This is a genomic window from Enterobacter sp. JMULE2 (assembly GCF_013337145.1).
Lineage (GTDB): Bacteria > Pseudomonadota > Gammaproteobacteria > Enterobacterales > Enterobacteriaceae > Enterobacter > Enterobacter mori.
This window is the reverse complement of the sequence record NZ_SGWD01000012.1, coordinates 31,223-50,455: the sequence shown is the minus strand read 5'-3', so window position 1 is coordinate 50,455 and position 19,233 is coordinate 31,223. Positions and strand designations below refer to the sequence as shown.

The 19,233-nt window shown below is 56.8% G+C and carries 17 protein-coding genes, 1 tRNA gene and 1 pseudogene; 10 read left to right on the top strand and 9 right to left on the bottom strand.

Features of this window, described 5'->3' with window-relative positions; genetic code table 11:
* The first annotated feature begins 33 nt into the window (after window positions 1-33).
* The 4 genes from mutY (at window position 34) to EXW94_RS11255 (ending at window position 4,068) form a co-directional block, all read left to right on the top strand.
* The gene (mutY, locus tag EXW94_RS11270) at window positions 34-1,086 is read left to right on the top strand and encodes an A/G-specific adenine glycosylase (protein WP_174340132.1); all 1,053 of its coding nucleotides are present in this window, start codon (window positions 34-36) and stop codon (window positions 1,084-1,086) included.
* A 26-nt stretch (window positions 1,087-1,112) separates the two neighbouring features.
* Entirely contained in the window at window positions 1,113-1,385 is a 273-nt protein-coding gene (locus tag EXW94_RS11265) for an oxidative damage protection protein (RefSeq protein WP_023309138.1), read from the top strand.
* A gap of 124 nt (window positions 1,386-1,509) precedes the next feature.
* Complete coding sequence (gene mltC / locus EXW94_RS11260) at window positions 1,510-2,586, top strand: membrane-bound lytic murein transglycosylase MltC (RefSeq protein ID WP_108416264.1); 1,077 nt, start codon at window positions 1,510-1,512, stop codon at window positions 2,584-2,586.
* Window positions 2,587-2,811: 225 nt separating this feature from the next.
* Entirely contained in the window at window positions 2,812-4,068 is a 1,257-nt protein-coding gene (locus EXW94_RS11255; protein WP_174340131.1) for a nucleoside permease, read from the top strand.
* An 88-nt stretch (window positions 4,069-4,156) separates the two neighbouring features.
* On the opposite strand, the gene citG is transcribed toward EXW94_RS11255, so the two are convergent.
* The 8 genes from citG to EXW94_RS11215 are packed head-to-tail and all read right to left on the bottom strand — an operon-like array spanning window position 4,157 to window position 11,465.
* Window positions 4,157-4,960, bottom strand: a complete 804-nt coding sequence (gene citG, locus EXW94_RS11250) for a triphosphoribosyl-dephospho-CoA synthase CitG (protein ID WP_174340130.1) — start codon at window positions 4,958-4,960, stop codon at window positions 4,157-4,159.
* Window positions 4,938-5,477, bottom strand: coding sequence for a citrate lyase holo-[acyl-carrier protein] synthase (citX, locus tag EXW94_RS11245; RefSeq protein ID WP_174340129.1), 540 nt, complete (start codon window positions 5,475-5,477; stop codon window positions 4,938-4,940). The genes citG and citX overlap by 23 nt, the downstream gene beginning before the upstream one ends.
* Window positions 5,478-5,479: 2 nt before the next feature.
* Window positions 5,480-6,997, bottom strand: coding sequence for a citrate lyase subunit alpha (gene citF / locus EXW94_RS11240; RefSeq protein WP_174340128.1), 1,518 nt, complete (start codon window positions 6,995-6,997; stop codon window positions 5,480-5,482).
* A 10-nt stretch (window positions 6,998-7,007) separates the two neighbouring features.
* Window positions 7,008-7,883, bottom strand: coding sequence for a citrate (pro-3S)-lyase subunit beta (citE, locus tag EXW94_RS11235; protein WP_174340127.1), 876 nt, complete (start codon window positions 7,881-7,883; stop codon window positions 7,008-7,010).
* A complete protein-coding gene (citD, locus tag EXW94_RS11230; protein ID WP_010435508.1) occupies window positions 7,880-8,173 on the bottom strand; it encodes a citrate lyase acyl carrier protein in 294 nt (97 codons plus the stop codon). Before citD ends, citE begins: the two co-directional genes overlap by 4 nt.
* A 16-nt stretch (window positions 8,174-8,189) precedes the next feature.
* Window positions 8,190-9,212, bottom strand: a complete 1,023-nt coding sequence (gene citC / locus EXW94_RS11225) for a [citrate (pro-3S)-lyase] ligase (RefSeq protein WP_174340126.1) — start codon at window positions 9,210-9,212, stop codon at window positions 8,190-8,192.
* A 10-nt stretch (window positions 9,213-9,222) separates the two neighbouring features.
* Complete coding sequence (locus EXW94_RS11220) at window positions 9,223-10,086, bottom strand: fumarylacetoacetate hydrolase family protein (RefSeq protein WP_108416258.1); 864 nt, start codon at window positions 10,084-10,086, stop codon at window positions 9,223-9,225.
* A gap of 17 nt (window positions 10,087-10,103) precedes the next feature.
* Window positions 10,104-11,465 carry a 2-hydroxycarboxylate transporter family protein gene (locus tag EXW94_RS11215; RefSeq protein WP_023333366.1) on the bottom strand — a complete coding sequence of 454 codons (1,362 nt, stop codon included), beginning with the start codon at window positions 11,463-11,465 and terminating at the stop codon, window positions 10,104-10,106.
* A 345-nt stretch (window positions 11,466-11,810) separates the two neighbouring features.
* Here EXW94_RS11215 and EXW94_RS11210 point away from each other — a divergent pair, with 345 nt between their 5' ends.
* Entirely contained in the window at window positions 11,811-13,448 is a 1,638-nt protein-coding gene (locus tag EXW94_RS11210; protein ID WP_174340125.1) for a sensor histidine kinase, read from the top strand.
* Window positions 13,438-14,130, top strand: a complete 693-nt coding sequence (locus EXW94_RS11205; RefSeq protein WP_108416530.1) for a response regulator — start codon at window positions 13,438-13,440, stop codon at window positions 14,128-14,130. Before EXW94_RS11210 ends, EXW94_RS11205 begins: the two co-directional genes overlap by 11 nt.
* Before the next feature lie 88 nt (window positions 14,131-14,218).
* Here the strand turns inward: EXW94_RS11205 and EXW94_RS11200 are convergent, their stop codons facing one another.
* Window positions 14,219-16,354 (bottom strand): ornithine decarboxylase, encoded by a 2,136-nt coding sequence (locus EXW94_RS11200; protein WP_174340124.1) that lies wholly within the window; start codon window positions 16,352-16,354, stop codon window positions 14,219-14,221.
* Between the two features lie 181 nt (window positions 16,355-16,535).
* Between EXW94_RS11200 and EXW94_RS11195 the strand changes: the two genes are divergently transcribed.
* The 4 genes and pseudogenes from EXW94_RS11195 to EXW94_RS28205 form a co-directional block, all read left to right on the top strand.
* A complete protein-coding gene (locus EXW94_RS11195) occupies window positions 16,536-17,249 on the top strand; it encodes a DUF554 domain-containing protein (RefSeq protein WP_108416254.1) in 714 nt (237 codons plus the stop codon).
* A gap of 95 nt (window positions 17,250-17,344) precedes the next feature.
* Window positions 17,345-17,420, top strand: a tRNA-Phe gene (locus tag EXW94_RS11190).
* Window positions 17,421-17,596: 176 nt separating this feature from the next.
* Entirely contained in the window at window positions 17,597-18,787 is a 1,191-nt protein-coding gene (locus EXW94_RS11185) for an integrase arm-type DNA-binding domain-containing protein (RefSeq protein WP_174340123.1), read from the top strand.
* 126 nt (window positions 18,788-18,913) lie between these two features.
* Window positions 18,914-19,197 (top strand): annotated as a pseudogene (locus tag EXW94_RS28205) (tyrosine-type recombinase/integrase); the annotation flags it as partial.
* Window positions 19,198-19,233: the final 36 nt, after the last annotated feature.

The window sequence follows — 19,233 nt, the reverse complement described above, 5'->3', positions numbered from 1 at the left end:
AATCTGCGTCCCTGATTATGTGAATCGATGACCATGCAAGCCTCTCAATTTTCAGCCCAGGTGCTGGACTGGTACGACAAATACGGGCGTAAAACCCTGCCCTGGCAAATTGAAAAAACGCCTTACAAAGTATGGCTCTCCGAGGTGATGTTGCAACAAACGCAGGTCGCCACGGTCATTCCTTACTTCGAGCGTTTTATGGCGCGCTTCCCGACGGTCACCGATCTGGCAAACGCGCCATTAGACGAAGTGCTGCACCTGTGGACAGGCCTGGGCTATTACGCCCGCGCGCGTAATCTTCACAAGGCCGCGCAGCAGGTCGCGACGCGCCATAACGGTAAATTCCCGGAAACCTTTGACGAGGTGGCCGATCTCCCCGGCGTCGGGCGCTCCACCGCAGGCGCGATTCTTTCCCTTTCATTAGGCAAGCATTTCCCGATCCTCGACGGCAACGTGAAGCGCGTGCTGGCACGCTGCTATGCCGTCGACGGCTGGCCGGGTAAGAAAGACGTAGAAAAACGCCTTTGGGAGATCAGCGAAGCGGTCACCCCGGCGAAAGGGGTGGAGCGTTTTAACCAGGCGATGATGGATCTGGGCGCGATGGTCTGCACGCGCTCAAAACCAAAATGCGAACTCTGCCCGGTGAATAATCTCTGCGTGGCGTATGCCAACCATTCGTGGGCGCAGTATCCCGGTAAGAAACCCAAACAGACGCTGCCGGAGCGCACCGGCTATATGCTGCTGATGCAACACGGCGATGAGGTGTTCCTTGCCCAGCGTCCGCCGAGCGGTCTGTGGGGCGGTCTATACTGCTTCCCACAGTTTGAAAATGAAGATTTGCTGCGTGAATGGCTTAAACAGCGCGGAATAGCCGCCGATAACCTGACGCAGCTGACCGCGTTTCGCCACACCTTCAGCCATTTCCATCTGGATATTGTGCCCATGTGGCTTCCCGTGTCCTCATTCACCTCGTGCATGGATGAAGGCACCGCTCTCTGGTATAACTTAGCGCAACCGCCTTCAGTCGGGCTGGCGGCTCCCGTGGAGCGCCTGTTACAACAATTACGTGCCGGTGCAATGGTTTAGCATCGGCAAGAAAAAGAGGAACGAGTATGGCCAGAACGATTTTTTGTACTTTCCTGCAGCGTGACGCTGAAGGCCAGGACTTCCAGCTTTATCCGGGCGACCTGGGTAAACGCATCTACAATGAAATCTCCAAAGAAGCCTGGGGACAGTGGCAGAAAAAGCAGACCATGCTGATCAACGAGAAAAAACTCAGCATGATGAACCCGGAACATCGCAAGCTGCTGGAGCAGGAGATGGTGAGCTTCCTGTTCGAAGGTAAAGACGTGCACATCGAAGGCTATACGCCACCGGAAAAATAATATTGAGCGGCTGTTGCCGGGTGGCGCTGCGCTTACCCGGCCTACAAAACCGTAGGCCCGTGCAAGCGTAGCGCCGCCGGGCAATAGCAACGACTAAGCAAACACAACACGCACTCCCGGAATGATGAAAAAACTTTTAGCGCTAGCTCTTGTTGCGCCGTTGCTTGTCTCTTGTTCTTCCAAAAAAGGCGATGATTACAACGAAGCCTGGGTTAAGGACACCAACGGTTTTGACATTTTGATGGGGCAGTTTGCCCACAACATCGAAAACATATGGGGATTTAACGAAGTTCTTATCGCCGGACCTAAGGACTACGTTAAGTACACCGACGCCTATCAGACCCGAAGCCACATCAACTTTGATGACGGTACGATCACGGTTGAAACCATCGCAGGCACTGACCCTGCTGCGCGTCTGCGTCAGGCGATTATCAAAACCCTGCTGATGGGTGACGATCCGGGCTCTATCGATCTCTACTCCGACGCAGACGACATTACCATTTCCAAAGAGCCGTTCCTGTACGGCCAGGTCGTCGATCAAACCGGTCAGCCGATCCGCTGGGAAGGCCGCGCCACGAACTTCGCGGATTATCTGCTGCAAACGCGCCTGAAAAGCCGCTCCAACGGCCTGAAGATCATCTACAGCATCACCATCAACCTGGTGCCGAACCACCTCGACAAGCGTGCGCATAAGTACATTGGGATGGTGCGTCAGGCGTCACGTAAGTACGGCGTGGATGAGTCGCTGATCCTGGCGATTATGCAGACCGAATCTTCATTCAACCCGTACGCGGTAAGCCGCTCCGACGCGCTGGGGCTGATGCAGGTTGTGCAGCACAGCGCCGGTAAAGACGTCTTCCGCTCGCAGGGTAAATCCGGCACGCCGAGCCGCAGCTATCTGTTCGACCCGCAGAGCAACATCGATACCGGCACCGCCTATCTGGCGATGCTGAATAATGTGTACCTGGGCGGAATTGATAACCCAACGTCGCGCCGCTATGCGGTGATCACCGCCTATAACGGCGGTGCGGGCAGCGTGCTGCGCGTCTTCTCCAGCGATAAGGTGCAGGCCGCGAACATCATCAACAGCATGGCGCCGGGGGATGTCTACTCAACCCTCACCACCCGCCACCCGTCTGCGGAATCCCGCCGCTATCTGTATAAGGTGAATACGGCGCAGAAGAATTATCGTCGTCGCTAAAAAACGCCCCCTCACCCTAACCCTCTCCCCAAAAGGGAGAGGGAACGTGAACACCCATACGAAAATGTTATTTGCATCACAATCCAAACTGCAAATTAATGTGGATTGCATTTTTTTGCGGGAGGTAACAAAACATATCGTTGCCAACTGATAGAATTGCATCAAATAACAACCCTGAATGTTCCCAAAACAACATATCTCCCGCTCACTTGTGAGGAAAGTAACATGAACCTTAAGCTGCAGCTTAAAATTTTGTCGTTTCTGCAGTTCTGCCTGTGGGGTAGCTGGCTGACCACACTCGGCTCCTATATGTTTGTGACGCTCAAGTTCGACGGTGCGTCTATCGGTGCCGTATACAGTTCGCTGGGTATCGCGGCTGTCTTCATGCCAACACTGCTCGGTATCGTGGCGGATAAATGGTTAAGTGCGAAATGGCTATACATGCTTTGCCACCTGGTGGGTGCGGGGACGCTGTTTATAGCGGCCGAAGTGACCACGCCGGGGGCGATGTTCATGGTGATCCTGCTTAACTCGCTGGCCTATATGCCAACGCTTGGCCTGATCAACACCATCTCCTACCACCGCATCAAGTCTGCGGGAATGGATATCGTGACCGACTTCCCGCCAATCCGTATCTGGGGCACCATCGGCTTTATCATGGCGATGTGGGGCGTGAGCTTCGCGGGCTTTGAGCTGAGCCATATGCAGCTCTATATCGGTGCCGCGCTCTCCGTGGTACTGGCGCTATTCACCCTGACGCTGCCGCACATTCCAGTTTCTAACCAGCAGAAAAACCAGAGCTGGAGCGCCATGCTCGGCCTGGACGCGTTCGCGCTGTTTAAAAACAGACGCATGGCGATCTTCTTTATCTTCTCCATGCTGCTGGGCGCAGAGCTGCAGATCACCAACATGTTCGGCAACACCTTCCTGCACAGCTTCGATAACAACCCGCTGTTTGCCGGAAGCTTTATCGTCGAGCACGCGTCGGTGATGATGTCCATCTCTCAGATCTCTGAGACGCTGTTCATCCTGACCATCCCGTTCTTCCTGAGCCGCTACGGCATCAAAAACGTCATGCTGATCAGTATCGCTGCATGGATGCTGCGCTTCGGCCTGTTCGCCTACGGTGACCCAAGCGCGTTCGGTACCGTGCTGCTGGTGCTGTCGATGATCGTTTACGGCTGCGCCTTCGACTTCTTCAACATCTCCGGTTCGGTGTTTGTGGAAAAAGAGGTGAAGCCTGAAATCCGCGCCAGCGCGCAGGGCATGTTCCTGATGATGACCAACGGCTTCGGCTGTATTCTGGGCGGCGTGGTGAGCGGTAAAGTGGTTGAGATGTACACCACCAACGGCATCACCGACTGGCAGCCAGTGTGGCTGATCTTCGCCGCGTACTCGCTGGTGCTGTTCTTCGCGTTTATCGCGCTGTTCAAGTACAAGCACGTACGTGAACCACACGGTGCGCAGCCGATCGCGCATTGATCCTTGATGTCTTTTGCCCGGTGGCGGCTTCGCCTTACCGGGCCTACAAAAGCACGGAGAGTAGGCCGGGTAAGCGTTAGCCACCCGGCTATTTTATTGCAGAGAGCACCCACCCCACCGACAGCAAATCCGCACTGCCGCCCGGGCTCAGATTGTGTTCAATCAATGCCTTATCCATTCTAAGCAACGCCTCGCGATCCCAGCCGTTAGCCAGTAATTCCCGCGCGTAGCCCTGAACGTAGCGCAACCCTTCCATGCCGCCGCGCGATACGAGATTGCTGTCCTGATTAACCGCCATCAGGCGCAACAGCAGGCCGTGAAGCGACTGTCCGTTCCACGAATCCAAAGCCTTACGCACTGTCGCGAAGCCGCTCTCCGCCTCGCCGCGCGCGCCAGTTAAACCGTACTGCTGAAACTGCCGCTCGCCCGCCGTCGCCTGCCCGCTGCGTGCGGCCAGCTCACGCGATACCAGCCCGCTGCAGATGTTACTCACCTCACAACAGAGGCTGTCTGCGGAGATGTTTTTCACACGCCCGGCAGCGAAGCACAGTAAACCCAGGGCAAAAATCCCGCCCTTGTGAGTGTTCACTCCGTTCGTCGCGGCGTACATCGCCTGCTCGCAGGCCATCCCCATCGGGCGGATAATCCTTAATTGTTCGGCAGCAGGTTTATCTGCATGCGTGCAACCCAGCTCAGCAAAGCGCGAAAACCAAGGCGTAATCGCCGCAATGCTGCGGACGAACAGCGCGTGGTCCATATCGCGATGGGAGCCGTTATTGAGCTTGTCCACCAGCCCCGGCTTGGGCGTCAGCTCCAGCTCCTGCCACAGCGCCGCTTCGGCAAGCGCGGGCACGTCAACCGGGCGCTGTTTAGTCGCGAGCAAACCAGTCATCGATCGTCTTCTCCACGCGGGAAACCACCGCCTCAACAGGATGCTTTCGCGAGCGGGAACAGGCGTGAGCGGGCTCGTCGCAGATCAGGCAGCGTCTGAGATTCGCCCCCAGCGACTGACGCCCGACGTGGCCGTGCTGAGGGCAGATCACGTCCAGATCCCACAGCCTGCCGAGAGGGTGCGTCTGCTCCAGATCCGCACAGTGCGCTTTGATTTCCGCCGCCGGATGGGCCACGCACCACAGGGCTTCCGGCCCGGTCGGTAGCCACAGCACCTGGCGGTCCAGCACCTGCCAGCGGTTCTCCCACAGCAGCTGGTCGCACATTTGCAGCGCCACGCCCATGGTATTGCGATAGCGCAGGCTGTCTTTGATTTCCCCCGGCGTGACCAGCGTGAGGGAAATCACCGGTTGTTGATAGTGCTCAAGCATGTCAGCCTGGCGCGCTGCGCGGCGATCTTTCGCCGCCAGCAGTTCGTCCAGGCTGACACCCGCCCGCACGGGTGTCGCTGAAGTCATACTTACTCCTTCACCTGTCGTACGGTGTCGATCACGCTGCCGTCGCGGTAGCGGATCACCCCGACGATTTTGTCGGTAAATTCAATCGGTTTCGGTACGCCGGTCAGGGAAATCGCCCGCGCGTAAAGCGCGCTGATATCCACAACGTTGAGCCCGGCTTCCAGCAGCCGCTCGCGGATCTCCGGGCGCGCCGGATTGACCGCAATGCCGTGGTCGGTGACCAGCACGTCGATGCTTTCGCCCGGCGTGAGGCGCGTGGTAACCCGCTTCACGACCGTCGGAATACGGCTGCGCAGTAGCGGCGCGACCACAATGGTCAGGTTCGCCGCGGCGGCCACGTCGCAGTGCCCGCCGGAGGCGCCGCGCATCACCCCATCGGAGCCGGTGATCACGTTGACGTTGAAATCGACGTCGATTTCCAGCGCGCTGAGGATCACCACGTCGAGCTGGTCGCAGCTTGCCGCCTTGCTGCCGGGGTTGGCGTAGACATTAGTGGAGATCTCCACGTGGTTCGGGTTGCTCGCCAGCGAAGCCGCGGCCTGGCCGTCAAAGCACTGGGTGTCGAGCAGCTTTTCGATCAGCCCCTTCTCGTGCAAATCCACCAGGCTGCCGGTGATGCCGCCGAGCGCAAAGCGCGCCTTCACGCCGCCGCGCTCCATCTTCTCTTCCATAAAGCGCGTACAGGCGGTCGCCGCCGCGCCGGAGCCGGTCTGCATCGAGAAGCCCGGTTTGAAATAGCCGGAGTGCTCAATCACGTCCGCCGCATAGCGGGCGATCATCAGCTCGCGCGGGTTGCTGGTGACGCGCGCCGCGCCGACGCTGATTTTCGCCGGATCGCCCACGCTCTCCACCTGCACGATGTAGTCCACCTGGTCCTGCACCAGGCTGGCGGGCATATTGGGGAACGGCACCAGTTCTTCCGTCAGCAGCACCACCTTGCGGGCAAAGTGCGAGTCCACCATGGCGTAGCCCAGCGAGCCGCAGCAGGATTTGCCGTGCGTCCCGTTGGCGTTGCCAAACTCATCGCTGCACGGCACGCCGAGAAACGCCACGTCGATATTCAGCTCGCCGTCCTGAAGCAGCTTCACGCGCCCGCCATGGGAGTGAATTTGCACCGGCTCGTCCATCAGCCCGTGGGAGATGGCATCCGCCAGCCTGCCGCGCATGCCCGAGGTGTAAATCCGGGTGATAACGCCGCTTTCAATATGCTCGATCAGCGCGTCGTTGCAGGTCATCAGCGAGCTGGAGGCCAGCGTCAGGTTTTTGAAGCCCATCCGCGCCAGCAGCGCCACGACGGTGTTGATCACCCGGTCGCCTTCGCGAAACGCATGGTGGAAGGAGATGGTCATCCCGTCCTGCAGGCCGCAGCGCTTAACCGCCTCTTCAACAGAGGCGCAGAGCTTGCGGCTGTGTTTCGCGTCGCTGTCCGCCAGCCACGGCGTGGCGCTGTGGGCGGTATCAAAGGGCTTCAGGTCCCGCAGATGGGGAAAATTCACGTGAAGAAGTTCTGTCTGATTCATCATCTCATCCTTACCGACGCACGCCGGAGGCCGCCGCGCGCTCCAGCACCACCTGCGCGTGGTTAATAATCGGTGCATCCACCATTTTGCCGTTGAGCGACACCACGCCCAGGCCGTTACGCTCGCCCTCTTCTGCCGCCTCAATCACCCTTTTGGCGTGATCCACCTCTTCCTGGGTCGGGGCGTAGGCGTTGTGCAGCAGGTCAATCTGGCGCGGGTTAATCAGCGATTTGCCGTTGAAGCCCATCTTGCGGATCAGATCGACCTCGCGCAGGAATCCGGCCTCGTCGTTAACGTCTGACCACACCACGTCGAAGGCGTCGATGCCCGCCGCGCGGGCGGCGTGCAGCACGGCGCAGCGGGCGTAGAACAGCTCGGTGCCGTCGCCGCGCTCGGTCTGCATGTCCATCACGTAGTCAAAGGCGGCCAGCGCAATCCCGATTAGGCGCACAGAGCTGCGGGCAATCGCCACGGCGTTGATGACGCCAATGGCCGATTCAATCGCCGCCATCACGCGGGTGGAGCCGACCTTGCGGCCGCACGCCTGCTCGATACGCTCGAGGTGGCCTTCCAGCTCGTAGATATCGTCCGGGGTGTCGGTTTTTGGCAGGCGGATCACATCCACGCCTGCCCGCACGGCGGCTTCCAGATCCAGCAGGCCAAACGGCGTACTGAGCGGGTTAATGCGCACCACGGTTTCGATATCCTGATACATCGGGTGCTGAAGCGCGTGGAACACCAGCATGCGCGCGGTGTCTTTCTCGCGCAGGGCGACGGCGTCCTCAAGGTCAAACATGATGGAGTCAGGACGGTAGATAAAGGCGGTGGAGAGCATGGCGGCGTTGGCACCCGGCAGGAACAGCATGCTGCGGCGGAGTTTGCTCATTTCAGCGCCCCCCAGTTGATGGCCTGTTCATCGGCGGCACGCATCAGTGCGCTCTGCAGGCGGGCGCGGATCACACAGTCCAGCGCCCCTTTGTCTTCAATAATGATTAATCCCTGGTGCACGTTCATGGCGCGCAATGTGTCGTTGACCACCTGGCGGATCTGCTCGCCAAACTGCTTAATCACTTCACTGTGGATGACAATCTCCAGCTCGCCGTGAGCGGGAGCGATTTTCACCATCAGGTCGCTGGACTCCTGCGTTCCGGCCAGCGCCTCCCTTACAATATTCATGATAAATTCCTGGTAATTAAGCGACTTCCGCACTCGCACGGTAATGTGCTTCGAGGTGCGCGAAGGTGGAGTCCGGGACAATCTCCCGGATCCGGGAAAACTGCTGTGTCTTCAGTAAGCGGCGCACTTCCGAGGCCGAAATGGCGTTGCCGGTGGCCTTGATACGCGGCATTTCCACCACGTCGATATGCGAGGCCAGCAGGTCGTGCAGCGTCTGGTTGTACTGGCGGGTGATATCGCAAAACGGCTCCGAGCCGATAAAGCGGTGCGTGATGCCCAGCGCCGGAGCAATAAAGTCCCGGAAGATCAGCACGTCGATCTCGCTCCACGCCTGCTGCACCCTGCCGGTCTCCTTCAGGAAGTAGGCCGGGAAGGTGGCGCGAGAGATGATGTACTGCGAGCCTTCATGCACCACCACGTTCGGCAGATGCGCCACGCCCGCGCGCACCATCTCGAGGCGCGCGCTGAACGGGAAGAACGAGGCGTCTTCACGCACCACGAACAGATGCAGGGCATCGCACCGCGTCGCCGCCTGCTCCACCAGATGGCGGTGGCCGAGGGTGAACGGATTGGCGTTCATCACTATCGCGCCAATGTTCTCCCCGCACTTGCGCTTCGCGCGCAGGGAACGGCAGTAGCGTTCAATCCCCTGCGGGGTGTTCTCCATTAGCACCGCGTTGTTCCCGCTTTGGGCAATCGGCCAGAAGCCGCTGCGGGCAAAGCGCTCCCGGTTGCACGGACGGGTGCAGAGGAAGAGGTGAAAATGGCCGCGCTCCAGCGCCGCATTTTCCACCTCTGCCAGCAGCCGCGCGCTGAGGTTCTCGCCGCGAAGCTGCTCGTTGACCGCCACGCATTTGATGACGTTGGCAGCAAGCCCTGCGCAACCCACCAGCTGCGAGCCGGACCAGGCTTCGACAAACAGCGTGATGTCGTTGTCCAGGCCAAGGCCGCTGTCTGCCAGCAGGTAACGGATCTGGCTTAAGCGTTCCGGATGCTTCGCCACGAGGGTGTGGCGAAAATCGATGGGTTGACTGTTCATGCCGCCTTACTCAGTGTGCCGCCGCAAGCCCAACGGCCGGCGCTTCCATAATCACGTTGCTCAGGTGACCGATATGCTCGATCTCCACCTCAATGCGATCGCCCTCTTTCATAAACAGCGGCGGGTTACGCTTTTTACCCACCCCGCCAGGCGAGCCGGTGATGATCACGTCGCCCGGGCTTAAGCGGGTAAAGGTACTGATGTACTCGATCAGCTCCGCAACCTTGTGGATCATGCTGCTGGTGTTGTCTTCCTGCACCATGCGGCCGTTCAGCCAGGTGCGGATTGCCAGCTGATGCGGATCCGGGATTTCGTCCGCCGTCGCCATCCACGGGCCAAACGCGCCGGTCTGACGCCAGTTTTTACCGGCGGTAAACCAGGTGTGCTGCCAGTCACGGGCGGAGCCGTCCATGTAGCAGCTGTAGCCCGCCACGTGGCGCAGGGCGTCGTCGCGGCTGATGTTTTCCCCGCCTTTGCCGATGATCACCGCCAGCTCGCCTTCATAGTCGAATTCGCTGGAGTGGCGCGGCTTCAGCACCGGCTCGTTGTGGCCGGTCTGTGAATCCGGGAAGCGGACAAACAGCGTCGGGGCCGGGTTATGCTGGTCAAACTCCTTGCGCTTGTCGGCGTAGTTCATGCCGACGCAGAGGATTTTTTCCGGCTGCACGATCACCGGTAAGAAGGTGATGGCGCTCAGCGGCACGTCCACCGCGTCGTTAATATAGCGGGTGGCCTGCGCCAGCCCGTTGCCCTGCAGCAGCGCCTTGAGGTCGCCGTAACGGTCGCCGAGACGGCGGCCTAAATCAATCACGCCGTCGGCCTGGACGATGCCGTAGCTGCGTTTTCCCTGGTATAAAAAGCTTGCGAGTTTCATTGTTCTTTCCTGAAAACTTAAACGAGGAAGTTGCCCAGAATCAGCAGTGAGATAGAGACGTTAATCGCCCCGCCAATACGGGTAGCAATCTGGGCGAACGGCATCAGGCTCATGCGGTTGCCTGCGGTCAGGATCGCCACGTCGCCGGTACCGCCCTGGCCGCTCTGGCAGCAGGAGACGATGGCGACATCAATCGGGTGCATGCCAATCTTTTTGCCGACGAAGAAGCCGGTCGCCACCAGTGCGGAAACGGTGCTGACGATCACCAGCAGGTTGCTGACGGTGAACGCCGCCACCAGTTCATGCCACGGAGTGATGGCCACGCCGACGGCGAAGAGGATTGGGTAGGTCACGGAGGTCTGGAAGAATTTGTACACCACCTGCGAGCCTTCCAGCAGGCGCGGAGAAGCGCCGTTGCAGAGCTTCACCAGCACCGCCATAAACAGCATGCCGACTGGGGCAGGCAGGCCAATCAGCTTGTGTCCGAGCATGCCCAGCATATAGAGCAGCACCGCCAGCAGCGCGCCGGAGGCGATAGTGGTGACGTCCGCTTTGCCGGAAAACGCAGGCTGAGAGACGGTAGCATCGGCATTCGCGCGGTTCGGCATCAGTTGGCCTTCACCGGTCAGGTGCGGGTAGCGTTTACCGAGCTGGTTCAGGCAGCCGGAGATAATGATTGCCGTCAGACCGCCGAGCATCACCATCGGCAGCACGCGGCCGAGCGCCACGCCCTGGTCCATGTGCAGCAGGGTGGCATAGCCGATGGAAAGCGGAATTGCCCCTTCCCCGACGCCGCCCGCCATAATCGGCAGAATGATAAAGAAGAAGATCTGGAACGGCTCAAGACCCAGCGCCAGGCCAACGCCCATCCCCACCAGCATGCCGACGATTTCGCCGCACAGCATCGGGAAGAAGATGCGCAGGAAGCCCTGAATCAGCACCGTGCGGTTCATGCTCATGATGCTGCCGACGATAATGCAGCAGATATAGAGATAGAGAATGTTGGTGGATTTGTAGAACTTGGTGGTGGACTCGACCACCACGTCCGGCAGCAGGCCGTAATAGACCAGCGCGGAAGGGATAAAGGTAGCGCAGATCGCCGCCGCGCCGAGCTTGCCGACAATCGGCAGACGTTTGCCAAACTCGCCGCAGGCAAAGCCGAAGAAGGCCAGCGTGGCAACCATCACCACGATATCGCTCGGCAGTTTTCCGCCCAGGCAATCAATGGCAATCAGCGCGCCCGCCAGAACGAACAGCGGCAGAGGAATAATCCCGATTTTCCAGGTATCCATAATATGCCACCAGCGCTCTTTGAGCGAAGGTCGCTGAATTTCAATCGGGTCGTGGGTAACAGAGAAAGAATCGTCAGTTGTGCTCATAATAAGCCCCTTGGTTATTTTGTGCATTCAGCTTAGAGTCACAAAGGCTTACTTTATGTGAGGAATGGCATATTAAAAGCGAAGTTTTAATGGCAGCTATGGTTTTAATGGTTTCTTTTATTTAATGTGATTTACACCTTATTTATTTCCGTGGTTTTTATGGTTTCTTTTCTTAAATGAACAAATAAATAACATTTATTAATTTAGCCTTAAGACGCCTGGCGTATCGGATAACTCTTTTACAGGCGCTGCTGTGCAAGGGATCACAAGTTTTCTGCAAAGCAGGCGTCACCACGAGAAAAGATGATATATTAGCCTGCCTTGTTGATACCCGGCGTGATAGTTATGAAAGTGTCATTTCAGATCAAGCTGTTTATTTCGCTGGTCGCTTTTTTCTCGGTACTGTTTGCGCTACTGGGTGGATATTATTACGTCGACGTTGGAAGGCAGCTTTATCAGGAAATGAGCGCACGTGCAAAAATACAGGCCGAAGAAATTGCGCTTATTCCTACTTTGCGAAAAAAAGTCGAACAGAAAGATATCAACGGCATCAGCGACTTTATGCAGAAAATAGCGGCCCACAGCGACGCCAGTTTTATTGTGATTGGCGATAATAAAGGGCTGCATCTGTTTCACTCGGTGTTTGCTGACCGGGTGGGAAAAACGCTGGTCGGCGGCGATAACGACGAGGTTCTGCAGGGTAAAAGCACGACCACTATCCGCAAGGGCGGCTTAGGTATTTCACTTCGCAGTAAAGCGCCGATTTTTAACGATGCGGGGCACGTCGTGGGGATTGTCTCGGTGGGCTATCTCACCAGCTATCTGGATACCATCACCGTCAATAAAGTGGTTAACATTCTGATTGCCGCCGTGCTGCTGCTGATCGCCCTGTTTATCTTCTCCTGGTTTTTCACCCGCAGTATAAAGAAGCAGATCTTCTCGCTGGAGCCACGCGAAATTGGCCTGCTGGTACGCCAGCAGAAGGCGATGATGGAATCCATCTATGAAGGGGTCATCGCTATCGATGACGATCTGCGCATCGAAGTGATCAACCAGGCGGCACGCACGTTATTAGGCTTAAGCCAGCCCGCCCGCGAGCTGCGCGGACAACTGATTAGCCAGGTGATCGATCCTGTTCCGTTCTTCAATACGCATACGATGCTGGCGAAAGACACCCATGATGAAATCTGCCGCTTTAACGATCTTACGGTCATTGCCAGCCGGGTAAGGATCATGCTGGAAAACTCGCTGCAGGGCTGGGTGATCACCTTCCGCGATCGCAATGAGATCGACACGCTCAGCGCCCAGCTCAGCCAGGTTAAACGCTACGTTGATAACCTGCGCATCATGCGCCACGAGCAGCTCAACCGGATGACCACCCTTTCCGGCCTGCTGCACATGGGCCGCTATGAAGAGGCGATTGGCTATATTCAGGCGCAGTCAGAGCACGCACAGGAGCTGCTGGACTTTATCTCGTCGCGCTTTAGCTCCCCGACGCTCTGCGGCCTGCTGTTAGGCAAGGCCGCGCGTGCGCGGGAGAAAGGCGTGGAGCTGAGTTTCGACCCCGCCTGCCGGATGGATAAACCTTTCCTGCCGCTGCTTGAATCGGAACTCATCTCGATTATCGGGAACTTGCTGGATAACGCGATTGAAGCGACGCAGCGCGCACCGCTTCCGCATGCGCCGGTTGAAGTGCTGATAAAACTGAGCGAGCAGGAACTCATCATCGAAGTCGCCGACCAGGGTATTGGCATCAAACCGGAGATCCGTGAACAAATATTTGAACGCGGCATTACCACCAAAACGCGCGGCGATCACGGTATTGGCCTGTATCTGATTGAAAGCTACGTCACGCAGGCGGGCGGCGCCATCGAAGTTGCTGATAACACGCCGCGCGGTGCCATTTTCTCACTGTTTATTCCCGCCACGGGAGCTGCCCGGCGTCCCGCACAAGAACTGGAAGATAATGATTATGCAACATGAACTTATCGACGTACTGATTGTTGAAGACGAGAACGAACTGGCGCAATTGCATGCGGAGCTGATCGGTAAACATCCGCGTTTGAGGCTGGTCGGGATTGCCTCTTCACTGGCTGACGCGCAGACGCAGCTTGAGAGCAAGCAGCCTCAGCTGATGTTGCTGGATAACTACCTGCCGGACGGCAAGGGCATCACGCTTATCAGCAACCCCATGCTGGCCCGCGCCAACTGCTCAGTGATTTTCATCACTGCCGCCAGTGACATGGACACCTGCAGCCAGGCCATCCGCAACGGCGCGTTTGACTACATCCTCAAACCGGTGTCCTGGAAGCGGCTCAGCCAGTCGCTGGAGCGCTTTGTGCAGTTTGCCGAACAGCAGCGGGTCTGGAAGATTGTCGACCAGCAGAACGTGGATTCCCTCTATCAATTGCAGGCAAAAAATTACCGTCAGGACAACGGCAGCAAAGGAATTGAAGAGAATACGCTGGCGCTGGTACAAACACTTTTTAACGCCAAAGCAACGCACTGCTTTTCCGTGGATGAAGTGGTGAGCGAAACGGGTTTGAGTAAGACCACCACCCGGCGCTATCTGGAACACTGCGTGGAGGCGGGGTTTCTCAGCGTAGAGATGCTGTACGGGAAGATTGGGCATCCGAGGAGGATGTACCGCCGCGCAGAAGCCTGATGCAGTATTGTAGGCCCGGTAAGCTTGCGCCACCGGGCACATCGCCGGGTGGCGCTAACGCTTACCCGGCCTACGTTCGAGAGAGGGTCTACTTTAAAACATACCCATACAACCGCTTAATCCCGTCGGCATCCTTCTCGCTGTACACACCCTGCAGCTCCGGCGAGAAGCCCGGCAGCATATTGATGCCCTCCTCCAGCGCCAGAAAATAGCGCTGTACCGCCCCGCCCCAGACTTCACCCGGCACCACGCACAGCACCCCTGGCGGATACGGCAGCGCGCCCTCAGCGGCAATGCGTCCTCCGGCATCACGAATACGCACCAGCTCCACGTTCCCGCGAATGTACTCCTGGTTGGCATCCTGAGGGTTCACCACGACGTCGGGGAAGCTTTCCCGGCGGAACATCGCCTTTTGCAGATCTTTCACGTTAAAGCTGACGTAGAGATCGTGCATCTCCTGGCACAGCTGGCGGATCGTGTAATCACGGTAGCGAACGGGATATTTCTGGTAGATGGTCGGCAGAACGTCGGCCAGCGGCGTATCGTCTTCAATGTGCTGTTCAAACTGTCCCAGCATCGCCACCAGCTGCGCCAGCTTCTCGCTGCTTTCGGCAGGAGTCAGCAGGAACAGGATCGAGTTGAGATCGCACTTCTCCGGCACGATGCCGTTCTCACGCAGGTAGTGCGCCAGAATCGTCGCCGGGATACCAAACGCGGTGTAGTTACCGGTTTCCGCATCGATACCCGGCGTGGTCAGCAGCAGCTTGCACGGGTCAACAAAATACTGGTCACGGGCGTAGCCGTCAAAACCGTGCCAGTTCGCGCCTGGCTCAAAGCTGAAGAAGCGACGCTCGCTGGCGATGGTGTGTGTCGCATGATCCTGCCACGGACGCCCCGCCACCACCGGTGGGATAAAGGGTTTAATCATATGGCAGTTGGCGACGATCGCCTTGCGCGCTTCAATGCCCAGTTCGACGCACTCCGCCCACAGCCTGCGTCCGCTTTCACCTTCGTGGATCTTGGCGTTCACGTCCAGCGCAGCGAACAGCGGATAAAACGGGCTGGTTGAGGCATGCAGCATAAAGGCATTGTTCAGCCGCTTGTGCGGGCAGAAACGTGCCTGACCGCGAATGTGGTTATCCTTTTTATGGATCTGCGACGTTTGTGAGAACCCGGCCTGCTGCTTATGCACCGACTGGGTCACGAAAATCCCCGGATCGTTCTCGTTCAGTTCCAGCAATAGCGGGGACGTTTCCGCCATCATCGGGATAAATTGTTCGTAACCTACCCAGGCAGAGTCAAAGAGGATGTAGTCGCAAAGGTGGCCGATCTTGTCGATCACCTGACGGGCGTTGTAGATCGTCCCGTCGTAGGTGCCCAGTTGAATGATGGCCAGACGGAACGGGCGAGGCGCATCGGCCTTGTCCGGGGCAACGTCACGGATCTGATTTCGCAGATACGCATCGTCGAAGCAGTGCTCGTCAATCCCGCCGATAAAACCAAATGGGTTACGTGCCGCTTCAAGGTAGACCGGCGTGGCCCCTGCCTGAATCAGCGCGCCGTGATGATTCGATTTATGGTTGTTACGGTCGAACAGCACCAGATCGCCGCGGGTCAGCAGCGCGTTGGTAACAACCTTATTCGCGGCTGAGGTGCCGTTCAGCACGAAGTAGGTTTTATCGGCATTGAAGACTTTTGCCGCGAACTTTTGCGCGTGCTTGGCGGAACCTTCGTGGATCAGCAAATCACCCAGCTTTACGTCGGCGTTGCACATATCGGCGCGAAACACGTTCTCACCGAAGAAGTCATAAAACTGCCGCCCGGCGGGATGCTTTTTGAAAAACGCGCCGTGCTGATGCCCGGGGCAAGCAAAAGTGCTGTTGCCCATCGCAACATACTGGCTCAGGGTGTCGAAAAAAGGTGGCAGCAGATCCTCTTCGTAACGGCAGGCGGCAGACTCCAGTTCCAGGAACTCCTGCGCTTTTCCTGCTATTACAGCAGTGACACCTTCAGGAACATTCGTCGGCTCCTGTGAGAACATAAATACCGGAAGCTGAAAACCCGTACGTTTCAGCAGCGCAAGGATGCCGCTACAGCTTTCAGCGACCGTAATGACCACTGCCGCCACATCGGTAAAATCAGTGTTATCCAGCGTCACCATTTCCCGGTGAGTAGACACAGTAGAGACCAGCTCGCGGCTGACGGCAATTTTCATGGTTTTCATAGGCGCAGTTACCCTCACCGGGCGGTGAGACAGGGAGGAGAAAATTCGCGCAATAATGTCACCTTTTATTTTTAGGCGCAAGAAGGAATCAGTATGCACTTAGCCTTGCAAAGCTAAGCGTCATGCAGCGTTGTCGTGTCATAATCATGCAATACCAATGATTAAGTAACAGGAGTTAACGGTGGTAATTGGACCCTTTATCAACGCCGGTGCCGTATTGTTAGGCGGCGTACTCGGCGCAGTGTTAAGCCAGCGGTTGCCGGAACGTATTCGCACCTCGATGCCCTCCATATTTGGCCTGGCCTCGTTAGGCATCGGTATCCTTTTGGTGATCAAATGCGCCAACCTGCCCGTCATGGTGCTCGCGACCCTGCTCGGCGCGCTCATTGGTGAATTTTGCTACCTGGAAAAAGGCATCAATAATGCGGTAGGCAAAGCCAAAAACCTGATTGCCCGCCCGGGCAAGGCGAAACACGGCACCCACGAGTCGTTTATTCAAAACTATGTCGCGATAATTATTCTGTTTTGCGCCAGCGGCACCGGGATTTTCGGTTCCATGCAGGAAGGGATGACGGGTGACCCAAGCATATTGATTGCGAAGGCGTTTCTTGATTTCTTTACGGCCACTATTTTTGCCACCACGCTCGGCATTGCCGTTGCCGCGATTTGCGTGCCGATGCTGCTGATCCAGCTTGCGCTTGCCACCTGCGCCACGCTGATCCTGCCCCTGACTACGCCTGCGATGATGGCGGACTTCACCGCGGTTGGCGGCCTGCTGCTGCTGGCGACAGGGCTGCGTATCTGCGGAATCAAGATGTTTGCCGTGGTGAACATGCTGCCCGCGTTGCTGCTCGCCATGCCGCTCTCCGCGCTCTGGACGCACTTTTTCGCTTAAGAGTACGGCGAAATGGTGAGAGATTGCGCAGTCTGTAACGAAAACAACATTTTTCGTTGACGGCAAGGGGCAGATCGGGTTTAATGCGCCCCGTTGCCCGGATAGCTCAGTCGGTAGAGCAGGGGATTGAAAATCCCCGTGTCCTTGGTTCGATTCCGAGTCCGGGCACCACTTTCACTTCTGCAGTACTCTCCCAAACTCCTCGAAACTCAAGTACAATCAAACATATACAACCTTAAAGAACGCTTTGAACTCCACCAAAGTCAACCTGACTCTCCCTTAATCAAGGATCAGCCGGGGGCTTACCTGGGGGCTCACTGTGTTCAATCAGTTTTAGGGGCCCCCTTATGGCACTCACAGCCAGGCAGGTAGAGACTGCCAAGCCGAAAGAGAAAGACTATAAACTCAGTGATGAGCGAGGATTGTTCTTGCTGGTCAAAACCAGTGGTGCACGCTACTGGCGTATGAAATACCGTATCGCAGGCAAAGAGAAAAAACTGTCGATTGGTGTCTATCCTGAAATCACTCTCGCTGAAGCCAGACTCAAACGTGACGACGCACGCAGGGTTATCGCTGAAGGCGGAGATCCCAGTGAGAAAAAACAGCTCGAAAAGCTCTCACGGAAAATCTCCGTCGTAAATACGTTCAGGGCGCTTGCTATGGAGTGGCATACACACAAGCAGGCTTCATGGTCCGAAAGCTATGCAGAGAGCGTGCTTGAGGCGCTCGAGAAAGACATTTTCCCTCACGTGGGTAAACGCCCGGTGGCTGAAATTCTTCCTCTGGAAATGCTGCAGGTTCTTCGCCTGATTGAAAAACGCGGTTCGCTCGAAAAACTTCGTAAGGTCCGACAGTTCTGCAATCAGATCTTCCGTTATGCAATTGCAACAGGCCGCGCCACCATCAATCCCGCCTCTGAATTAACCAGTACACTGACCGCGCCAAAAACAAAGCACTTCCCTCACCTTCTGGCACATGAACTTCCAGAATTGCTCGTAAAGCTGGCCGATTACCACGGCAGCCCTGTTACCCGTATGGCAACCAGCCTGTTGATGTTAACAGGCGTAAGAACCATTGAGTTAAGGGCTGCTGAGTGGTCTGAATTTGATTTAGACAATGCCATCTGGGCGGTACCGGAATCGAGAATGAAGTGTGGACGCCCCCATCTGGTGCCTCTGTCAAGACAGGTCACGCAAATTCTGCAGGAACTTCGCGCACTTACAGGCCAGTATCGTCTGGTATTCCCGGGGCGTTGCGACATCAACAAACCCATGAGCGAAGCAAGCATCAATATGGTGCTCAAACGCATTGGTTACGACGGCAGAGCAACAGGCCACGGTTTTCGCCACACCATGAGCACCATTCTTCATGAGAAGGGCTTTAATACCGCATGGATTGAGATGCAGCTTGCCCATGTGGACAAAAACAGTATTCGCGGAACCTATAACCATGCGCAGTACCTTGATGGCAGACGGGAAATGATGCAGTGGTACGCTGATTATATTGACAAGCTCCTCAGTTCATCGACAAACAGTTAGTGGTTGTTCTCCGCACCTGAAGGTGTGGAGAACGCCATTCTTTAATTTTTTGTTTGTTCTATTGCCTTCTGGCATATTTACCGCGCTGCATGGACTTTAGCGTGAAGCGATCCAGGGGGAAACATTTCACTGAAGAGCTCAAAAATTCACACACCGTATATTATCCCTCTTACCGATAGCCTGTCGAACTTCTCAAAGAAATACAGGTGATCAACGGAGGGCATAAACTGATATTTACTGGCGATCATTTACCCTTCAAACCCATGAGCGAGAACACCGTAAACAGTGCGCTACGGGTTGTGGGGTATGATACTAAGGTTGAGGTTTGCGGCCACGGCTTCCGTACCATGGCTTGTAGCTCATTGATTGAATCAGGGCTTTGGTCGAGGGATGCAACCCAGACATCTCACTTGCGAGGAAAAACGCATTGAGTGAATATTGATTAT

What these genes read in the sequence shown, in the direction of transcription:
- citF (WP_174340128.1), bottom strand. Translation starts at nt 6,997, where the DNA reads ATGAATCAGACAGAACTTCTTCACGTGAATTTTCCCCATCTGCGGGAC.
- EXW94_RS11185 (WP_174340123.1), top strand. Translation starts at nt 17,597, where the DNA reads ATGGCACTCACAGCCAGGCAGGTAGAGACTGCCAAGCCGAAAGAGAAA.
- EXW94_RS11200 (WP_174340124.1), bottom strand. Translation starts at nt 16,354, where the DNA reads ATGAAAACCATGAAAATTGCCGTCAGCCGCGAGCTGGTCTCTACTGTG.
- EXW94_RS11205 (WP_108416530.1), top strand. Translation starts at nt 13,438, where the DNA reads ATGCAACATGAACTTATCGACGTACTGATTGTTGAAGACGAGAACGAA.
- citC (WP_174340126.1), bottom strand. Translation starts at nt 9,212, where the DNA reads ATGAACAGTCAACCCATCGATTTTCGCCACACCCTCGTGGCGAAGCAT.
- EXW94_RS11255 (WP_174340131.1), top strand. Translation starts at nt 2,812, where the DNA reads ATGAACCTTAAGCTGCAGCTTAAAATTTTGTCGTTTCTGCAGTTCTGC.
- EXW94_RS11210 (WP_174340125.1), top strand. Translation starts at nt 11,811, where the DNA reads ATGAAAGTGTCATTTCAGATCAAGCTGTTTATTTCGCTGGTCGCTTTT.
- citE (WP_174340127.1), bottom strand. Translation starts at nt 7,883, where the DNA reads ATGAGCAAACTCCGCCGCAGCATGCTGTTCCTGCCGGGTGCCAACGCC.
- citG (WP_174340130.1), bottom strand. Translation starts at nt 4,960, where the DNA reads ATGACTGGTTTGCTCGCGACTAAACAGCGCCCGGTTGACGTGCCCGCG.
- EXW94_RS11265 (WP_023309138.1), top strand. Translation starts at nt 1,113, where the DNA reads ATGGCCAGAACGATTTTTTGTACTTTCCTGCAGCGTGACGCTGAAGGC.
- mutY (WP_174340132.1), top strand. Translation starts at nt 34, where the DNA reads ATGCAAGCCTCTCAATTTTCAGCCCAGGTGCTGGACTGGTACGACAAA.
- mltC (WP_108416264.1), top strand. Translation starts at nt 1,510, where the DNA reads ATGAAAAAACTTTTAGCGCTAGCTCTTGTTGCGCCGTTGCTTGTCTCT.
- EXW94_RS11215 (WP_023333366.1), bottom strand. Translation starts at nt 11,465, where the DNA reads ATGAGCACAACTGACGATTCTTTCTCTGTTACCCACGACCCGATTGAA.
- EXW94_RS11220 (WP_108416258.1), bottom strand. Translation starts at nt 10,086, where the DNA reads ATGAAACTCGCAAGCTTTTTATACCAGGGAAAACGCAGCTACGGCATC.
- citD (WP_010435508.1), bottom strand. Translation starts at nt 8,173, where the DNA reads ATGAATATTGTAAGGGAGGCGCTGGCCGGAACGCAGGAGTCCAGCGAC.
- citX (WP_174340129.1), bottom strand. Translation starts at nt 5,477, where the DNA reads ATGACTTCAGCGACACCCGTGCGGGCGGGTGTCAGCCTGGACGAACTG.